Origin of the sequence: Vibrio sp. FF266, from assembly GCF_041439695.1 — a bacterium.
In the GTDB taxonomy this organism is placed as follows: domain Bacteria; phylum Pseudomonadota; class Gammaproteobacteria; order Enterobacterales; family Vibrionaceae; genus Vibrio; species Vibrio tasmaniensis_A.
In genome coordinates this window covers 1-6,368 of sequence record NZ_JBGOOO010000077.1, presented here as the reverse complement: position 1 = coordinate 6,368, position 6,368 = coordinate 1, and the positions used below count along the sequence as shown (strand labels likewise).

At 42.7% G+C, this 6,368-nt stretch carries 7 protein-coding genes; 6 read left to right on the top strand and 1 reads right to left on the bottom strand.

Features of this window, described 5'->3' with window-relative positions; all coding sequences use genetic code 11:
* A partial coding sequence (locus ACED59_RS23885; protein WP_371708684.1) for a transposase occupies nucleotides 1–160 on the bottom strand: 160 nt, incomplete at its 3' end.
* A 193-nt stretch (nucleotides 161–353) separates the two neighbouring features.
* On the opposite strand from ACED59_RS23885, the gene ACED59_RS23880 reads away from it, so the two are divergent.
* The 6 genes from ACED59_RS23880 to ACED59_RS23855 are packed head-to-tail and all read left to right on the top strand — an operon-like array spanning nucleotide 354 to nucleotide 6,218.
* On the top strand, nucleotides 354–1,478 hold the full coding sequence (locus ACED59_RS23880) for an ABC transporter substrate-binding protein (RefSeq protein ID WP_016800125.1): 1,125 nt from the start codon (nucleotides 354–356) through the stop codon (nucleotides 1,476–1,478).
* Nucleotides 1,471–2,535, top strand: a complete 1,065-nt coding sequence (locus ACED59_RS23875; RefSeq protein WP_016800126.1) for an iron ABC transporter permease — start codon at nucleotides 1,471–1,473, stop codon at nucleotides 2,533–2,535. The genes ACED59_RS23880 and ACED59_RS23875 overlap by 8 nt, the downstream gene beginning before the upstream one ends.
* A complete protein-coding gene (locus tag ACED59_RS23870; protein WP_017103898.1) occupies nucleotides 2,535–3,302 on the top strand; it encodes an ABC transporter ATP-binding protein in 768 nt (255 codons plus the stop codon). Before ACED59_RS23875 ends, ACED59_RS23870 begins: the two co-directional genes overlap by 1 nt.
* An 8-nt stretch (nucleotides 3,303–3,310) precedes the next feature.
* Nucleotides 3,311–4,090: a hypothetical protein gene (locus ACED59_RS23865; protein ID WP_016800128.1), complete on the top strand. Its 780-nt coding sequence runs from the start codon at nucleotides 3,311–3,313 to the stop codon at nucleotides 4,088–4,090.
* Nucleotides 4,087–5,361: an opine metallophore biosynthesis dehydrogenase gene (locus tag ACED59_RS23860; protein ID WP_017100974.1), complete on the top strand. Its 1,275-nt coding sequence runs from the start codon at nucleotides 4,087–4,089 to the stop codon at nucleotides 5,359–5,361. Before ACED59_RS23865 ends, ACED59_RS23860 begins: the two co-directional genes overlap by 4 nt.
* Before the next feature lie 11 nt (nucleotides 5,362–5,372).
* Nucleotides 5,373–6,218, top strand: coding sequence for a DMT family transporter (locus tag ACED59_RS23855; protein ID WP_016800130.1), 846 nt, complete (start codon nucleotides 5,373–5,375; stop codon nucleotides 6,216–6,218).
* Nucleotides 6,219–6,368: the final 150 nt, after the last annotated feature.

Genomic DNA, 6,368 nt, shown 5'->3' with positions numbered 1-6,368 from the left:
CTAAATCACTGAATCGACGTGGCCTACCGCGCTTATTCTGTTTGCTTTGCGCCCAACCGCTTATTGCCTCTTCATCAATCCAAAAAGTCAGAGAGCCACGGTTAATGAGCGATTGGTTGTATTGCTTCCTGTTGGTTGTTTTGTAACGAGGTTTAGACATAGAGCTACGAGAGAGAGTGGACGTAGCTGATCATATCGTAGGTTCTTGATTTAGTTCCATTGAATTACGCAACAACAAATCCACCTAGCTTTATTATTTATATTTAATAGATATAAATAATAAATATATATCTTTTCAACCCTAGAACCATTGTTACATTATAACAATTAGTGTTCTATTTGAGGTCGAGGGAATGAAAGGACACCTTTTAAAAGTAAAAGCACTTTTTTTGGCAACTTTGGCTTTGGGTGACATGGCCTCTGCTTCTACAGCTCTTCAGTTCAAAGACGTGCTCGGTAGAAACATCTCTTTAGAAAAGCCGGCAGAAAAAATTTTCCTAGGTTTTTATTTTGAGGATTACCTAGCGATCGCTGGACCAGATGCTTACAAAAAAGTGGCTATTTTCCCAAGACACTCTTGGAAAGATTACCGTCAATCTCAATGGACCACCTATAAAAAAATCATTCCTGAGTTAGAAACGATTATTGATTCAGGTTCTCTTTATACAGGTACTTTTGATTTCGAAAAACTCTTGTTAACTAAACCTGATGTTGCACTTCTTGCGGCGTGGCAATATCAATCCCTTGGTGAAAAAGTTGAAATACTTGAAAAGAATGGTATCAGAGTTGTCGTTGTAGACTTCAATGCTCAAACGCTTGAAAAACACGTCATTAGCACACGTGTTATAGGCAGAGTAATGGGGACAGAAGGACGCGCTTCATCGATTGCAACGGAATACGAAAACACAGTAAACATGGTTAAACAACGTGTTACGAGGCATCTGGAAAACCACACGGCACGCCGTGTGTATGTGGAAGCAGGTACAGGTGGACCAAATGAATACGGTAAATCTTACTCGACGACAATGTGGGGCAACCTTTTGACAATGGCGGGGGCCGATAACCTTGCCCATGGGATGTTTGAAGGTTCTGCCCACCTAACGCCTGAATATATCTTGAGTCAAGATCCAGAAGTGATCTTTATATCCGGTGCTCACTGGGTTAAACATAACGACAGCGCCCTGCTTGGTTTCAACAGCACAATGGAAGAAGCGCAAACTAGATACCGCCCCTACCTAAATCGTGCTGGCTGGAATCAACTGACGGCAGTTAAAAATGGTGACGTCTACGGTATATACCACTCAGGAACACGTACTATTTACGACCACGTTTTCTTGTTGTATCTAGCAAAGTCTATTTACCCAGAAGCATTTAAAGATATTGAACCTAAGAAATTGCACCAAGAATTTTTTAGGAACTACATGCCGCAAGCGCTCAAAGGCACTTTCATGATTCAGGTGGGCGTAACTCATGAATGAAAGCATGAAAGCATCGTCTGACCTGAATCATTCCAGCGGCGCTATTTATCAAAGAATGCAGAAGCAAAGAATTAAGATTTTGCTAGGCGCTTTTCTGGCAACGAGTTTTTCCGCTTTATTCGATCTTGGTACTGGCTCATCGTGGCTAGGCATTGAACAAGTTGTTGAAGCCCTCCTAGGTGGTCCCTCTGGTGACAGCTTATCAACACTTATTGTCTGGCAACTTCGGTTACCCATCACTCTCACCTGTCTTATGGTTGGCGCCTCACTCGGCCTCGCTGGCGGTCTAATGCAAACCCTCTTAGCCAACCCACTTGCCAGTCCGTATACCCTTGGTATCTCTGCTGCTGCTGGATTTGGTGCAGCCATAGCTTTTTTAACCGGTTTTTCAGTATTTGGTTTGCATTGGTTAGGCGTGCCGTTTGCCGCTTTCTTGACATCTGGATTAGCGAGTATGGCGATCTATATAATTGGTCGCAGCCGACATATGGACGCAAAAATCCTGATTTTGGCAGGTATTGTCGTTCTCTTCTTTTTCCAGGCTTTACAGTCATTAATTCAATATTTGGCATCACCAGAAGTGCTGCAGCAAATTGTTTTTTGGTTATTTGGCAGTCTACTGAAGGCGAGTTGGTTGTCCTTCTTTGTTTCAGGAGCCGTTTTCCTGTTCGGTTTGGTCTTTGCGTTATCTAAGGTATGGGCACTCACCGCCCTCACTTTAGGCGAAGAGCGTGCACTCGCCTTGGGAATAAAGACCAGCAAGTTAAGACTACAGATGTTTTTACTGTGTTCCTTATTAACTGCAGGAGCAGTGTCGTTTGTCGGAACCATTGGTTTCATTGGTTTGGTTGCTCCTCACCTAGCAAGAATGCTAATAGGCGAAGATCAGCGTTTCTACTTACCTTTGGCGGCATTAATGGGAGCGTTGCTTTTATGTACCTCGTCTCTTGTTGCTAAGTTGATTGTCCCAGGCACTATCATACCAATTGGTATCGTCACCTCCTTAGTCGGTGTGCCGATCCTTCTTTATTTTCTGATAAGCAGGAGGTTTATCTAATGACGTCGCTTTCAATAGAAAATCTTGCCGTTCCAATTGGAAGAAAACTCGTTTTAAAGAAGGTAGATGCCCACTTTTTGGGTGGCAAATTTACCGCCATTTTAGGGCCCAATGGCGCAGGAAAAACGACATTGCTCAAAGCTATCATGGGCATCATTCCTTCTGATGGGAAGATTAATTCAAGTGGGGAGGACGGGCTGAGATTACCGCTACAATCCTTCTCGTACCTATGTCAACTCAACAAATCTCCCTGTCAATTAACGGTTATTGAGTTTGTCTTACTGGGCTTGGTTCATCAACTGAGCTGGAACATCACATTTGAACAAGAACAAAAAGCAGACGCCATCCTTGATTATCTAGGTTTGAGAAATCTCGCCCTTAGACAGTTTTCTCAACTAAGCGGTGGTCAGCAACAGCTGGTTTCACTGGCGCAATCTCTTGTTGCTGAGCCCAAGGTATTGCTCTTAGATGAACCAACAAGCGCCTTAGATCTCAAGCATCAAGTCCAAATTTTAGACCTTGTTCGTCAATATACCCGAGCCAAAAATATCATCACAATTGCGGTCCTACACGACCTCTCTCTCGCTGCTCGATACTGCGACCATCTTCTCTTAATGAATGATGGTGAAGTTCAATATTGCGGTAAACCAGAAGACGTGCTCGATTCTGAAAGGCTGGGGAAAATCTATCAGATTCATGTGGACGTAGGTTGTTGCGTTCATGGACATACCCACGTCACCCCAGTTCGAGCCCTTAAAACAGATTAGGCATTCTTATGGCAATGAATAAAAGGCAATATCACTTATTAGTTTCTCTATCCACGTTTGAATCTCAAATTCAAACCCTGACTCATTACAGCCTTGAAAATTGTGAATGTTTTGTCCTTTTGCAAGAAAAAATTGATGAGTTTTGCGCTTGGATTTTGCAAGAAAATTTTAAAACCATTAGCGATGATTTTGATATGACCCCTGAGTACGATCGTTTAATCAAGCAGCTTCGTGAAACTGCTGTAAAAGCTCTGTGTTTATTGGAAAAACATCAGTCTCAGTGTGCCAGAGAGCATCAAATCGACATCAGCGAATATTTATACCAACTTTCTGAAAACACAAAAATTGAACTAAAAAAAGCAGGAATTGAAAGCAACTCTCGAGTGCTGTTTATTGGCTCAGGGTCCTATCCGGTTTCTGCTTTCACTATATCTCAGAGCACAGGCGCTCTCGTGCACGGTATAGATCTTGATGAGCAGGCAGTGAAAATGGCCAACCAACTCAACTTGTCAACCACTTTTAGCTGCAAAGATCTAATCACTGAGTTTGCCTCTTTCCGGCCAACTCATGTTGTAGTAGCCTCTTTAGTGGAACATAAATGGGAACAACTCAGACAGCTTAGACCTCATCTTAACCACTCTCACCGAGTATTAGTTCGATTCGGTAATGGTTTAAAGTCCGCCTTCAATTACCCTTTCAACCCAAACCTAATGGATGGGTGGGAAACACAACAGATCCATAACGATGCAGCGATATATGACACCGTCTTGATGGAGCGCGCAAAATGACTCTTTCATTAGGAAAAGTGTTAATCGTTGGCACAGGGCCAGCCGCATTTCAGACAGCAAAAATCATCAGAAACCAGTGCGAGCAACTTGGGTTAGTAAACCGCTCATCAGAGCGCTGGCAGCCGATGTTCGAAAGCTTACACAACGAACGTATTGCGCATATTTTCGCTGCCAAATCCTCTTTGAAGCGAATGGCTGGGCAGGTGATATTTGATGCGGTTTTTGAAGATTTACGCGATGTAAGCGGACAATGGGATACGTTGGTTCTGGGCACCCCATCTCATGCTTATTCAGCGGTTCTATTGGCTTTACCTAAATCGTGTTTGAGTTCCACAAAAATAGTAGTCCTCATTTCATCCTTATTTGGTGGGCACCGGATTGTAAAAGGCTTGTTTTCAGAACTGAATTTAACCCCCAACGTACTGATATTTTCCAATTATTTTGCGGCCACTAAATTTATAACGGAACAAGCTGGCGTTCGTGTCCTTACCAAAGCGGTTAAAAAACGTATTTATGCTTACTCAAGTAAAGAAAAATGCCCTGTCCTAGAGCTACTGACTCAAACTTTAGCGGATATCGGTGTTGAAGTTGTCGAGTTGGAAAATGGGTTTAGCGTAGAAGGACGAAACATTACCTCTTTCGTTCATCCCGCATTTTTTATGACCCCTTTCTCGCTCAATCATATCTTAAGTGAGACGAGAGAAGTTAAGTACATGTACAAACTTTTCCCTGAGGGACCGATCACAACCGAAACCATCCACATTTTGGTTGAGCTATGGCGCGATATATCAAGATTGATACTTCACTTTAACGGAACACCATTTAACTTGTTACAATTTCTCAATGATGACAACTACCCTGTGCATCCAGAAACCATTCGTCGTCGTCAAATTGAGCAGTTTATGTCGCTCACTCCAATAGCGCAGGAATATTTGGTTTACGTACGATACAGCGCGATTCTGATCGATCCTTTTTCTAAGCCGGATGAAAATGGGTGCTACTTCAACTTCTCTGCCGTGCCCTATGCCAAAGGTAAGGTGGAAAAAGGCAAGTTGTCTTTACCTCGAATACCTAAAGAAGATATACAGAATCTTTACTGGCTTCAAGTCTTAGGCAGAGCGCATGGGATTGCATTACCGAGCGTTAACCGTGTGCTAGGTATATTCGAATCTTGGTTAAGTAGCTCTCAACTCCCTCACCATTTGATTGAAGAGTCCCGCACTCAAGCGCACCAATACCTTGGTTGGGTGCGTCTATCATACGACCTTTAAAGAAACCCATCATGAACAACGGTGTAGCGTTAACTATATTTTCTGCGTTCATTTTTAGTGTCATGAACGCACTTATTAAAGCGGCCAGTTTGACGATTCCAAGCTCTGAAATTGTCTTCTTCCGAAGCGCAATAGGAACCGTTCTGATTTTAGGTTTAATGTGGAAAGCGAGTATCAGGTTTTCTACCACGGGCATACCAATGCTTTTGCTTCGTGGCCTGTTTGGGGCGTTTTATCTGCTCGCTTTTGTGTACGCGATTACCCACATGCCGCTAGCGGACGCCGTGATTTTGGCTTACCTGTCCCCGTTCTTCGTTATATTACTTTCCAACCTAATTTTGGGAGAAAAAGCCCCTAAAAAAGTAGCATTCCTTTTTCCGCTCACTTTGGTTGGAGTTACCTTAATTGTAAATCCATTTAGCTTCGACACATTTAATTTGTATGCCCTCTCAGGGGTGGCGAGTGCTTTTTTTGCGGCGGCTGCCTCTATCACTATTCGCCACCTGAGTAAGAGGCACCATATTTACGAGATTGTGTTTTATTTTCTTTTCACTTCGATGTTGGTATCCGGTTACTTGATGAGGGATGAGTTTGTGGTTCCACAGGGAATTGCGTGGATTTATCTAATTGCCATTGGTCTTGTTTCGCTCATTGGGCAAATTTTCCTAACAAAGGCATTCAGTCATGAAAACGCCGCTGTAGTTGCAGTCACCCGCTATATCGGCTTGGTCTTCAATATACTTTGGGGGGTTATTTTTTGGTATGAAATCCCTAGTTGGATGAGCACATGTGGCGTTCTTATAATAATAACAACATCTATTTCCCTCTCGCTAAAGAAAAAAAATATTATTCAATGATCTGAGTACCACCTAGAAAACAAACTAATCAAAGAGAGTAGGGAAGGCTTTGTTGCGTAATTAAATTTAGAGATAGATGCACCCCGTTTCGCATACTTTTTAGTCAATACGACAAGTTTCAGGCATACCTAACCCAGTAAGCTTGTTCAA

Coding starts and splice junctions, on each gene's coding strand:
- ACED59_RS23855 (WP_016800130.1), top strand. CDS start 5,373: ATGAACAACGGTGTAGCGTTAACTATATTTTCTGCGTTCATTTTTAGT.
- ACED59_RS23870 (WP_017103898.1), top strand. CDS start 2,535: ATGACGTCGCTTTCAATAGAAAATCTTGCCGTTCCAATTGGAAGAAAA.
- ACED59_RS23865 (WP_016800128.1), top strand. CDS start 3,311: ATGGCAATGAATAAAAGGCAATATCACTTATTAGTTTCTCTATCCACG.
- ACED59_RS23880 (WP_016800125.1), top strand. CDS start 354: ATGAAAGGACACCTTTTAAAAGTAAAAGCACTTTTTTTGGCAACTTTG.
- ACED59_RS23860 (WP_017100974.1), top strand. CDS start 4,087: ATGACTCTTTCATTAGGAAAAGTGTTAATCGTTGGCACAGGGCCAGCC.
- ACED59_RS23875 (WP_016800126.1), top strand. CDS start 1,471: ATGAATGAAAGCATGAAAGCATCGTCTGACCTGAATCATTCCAGCGGC.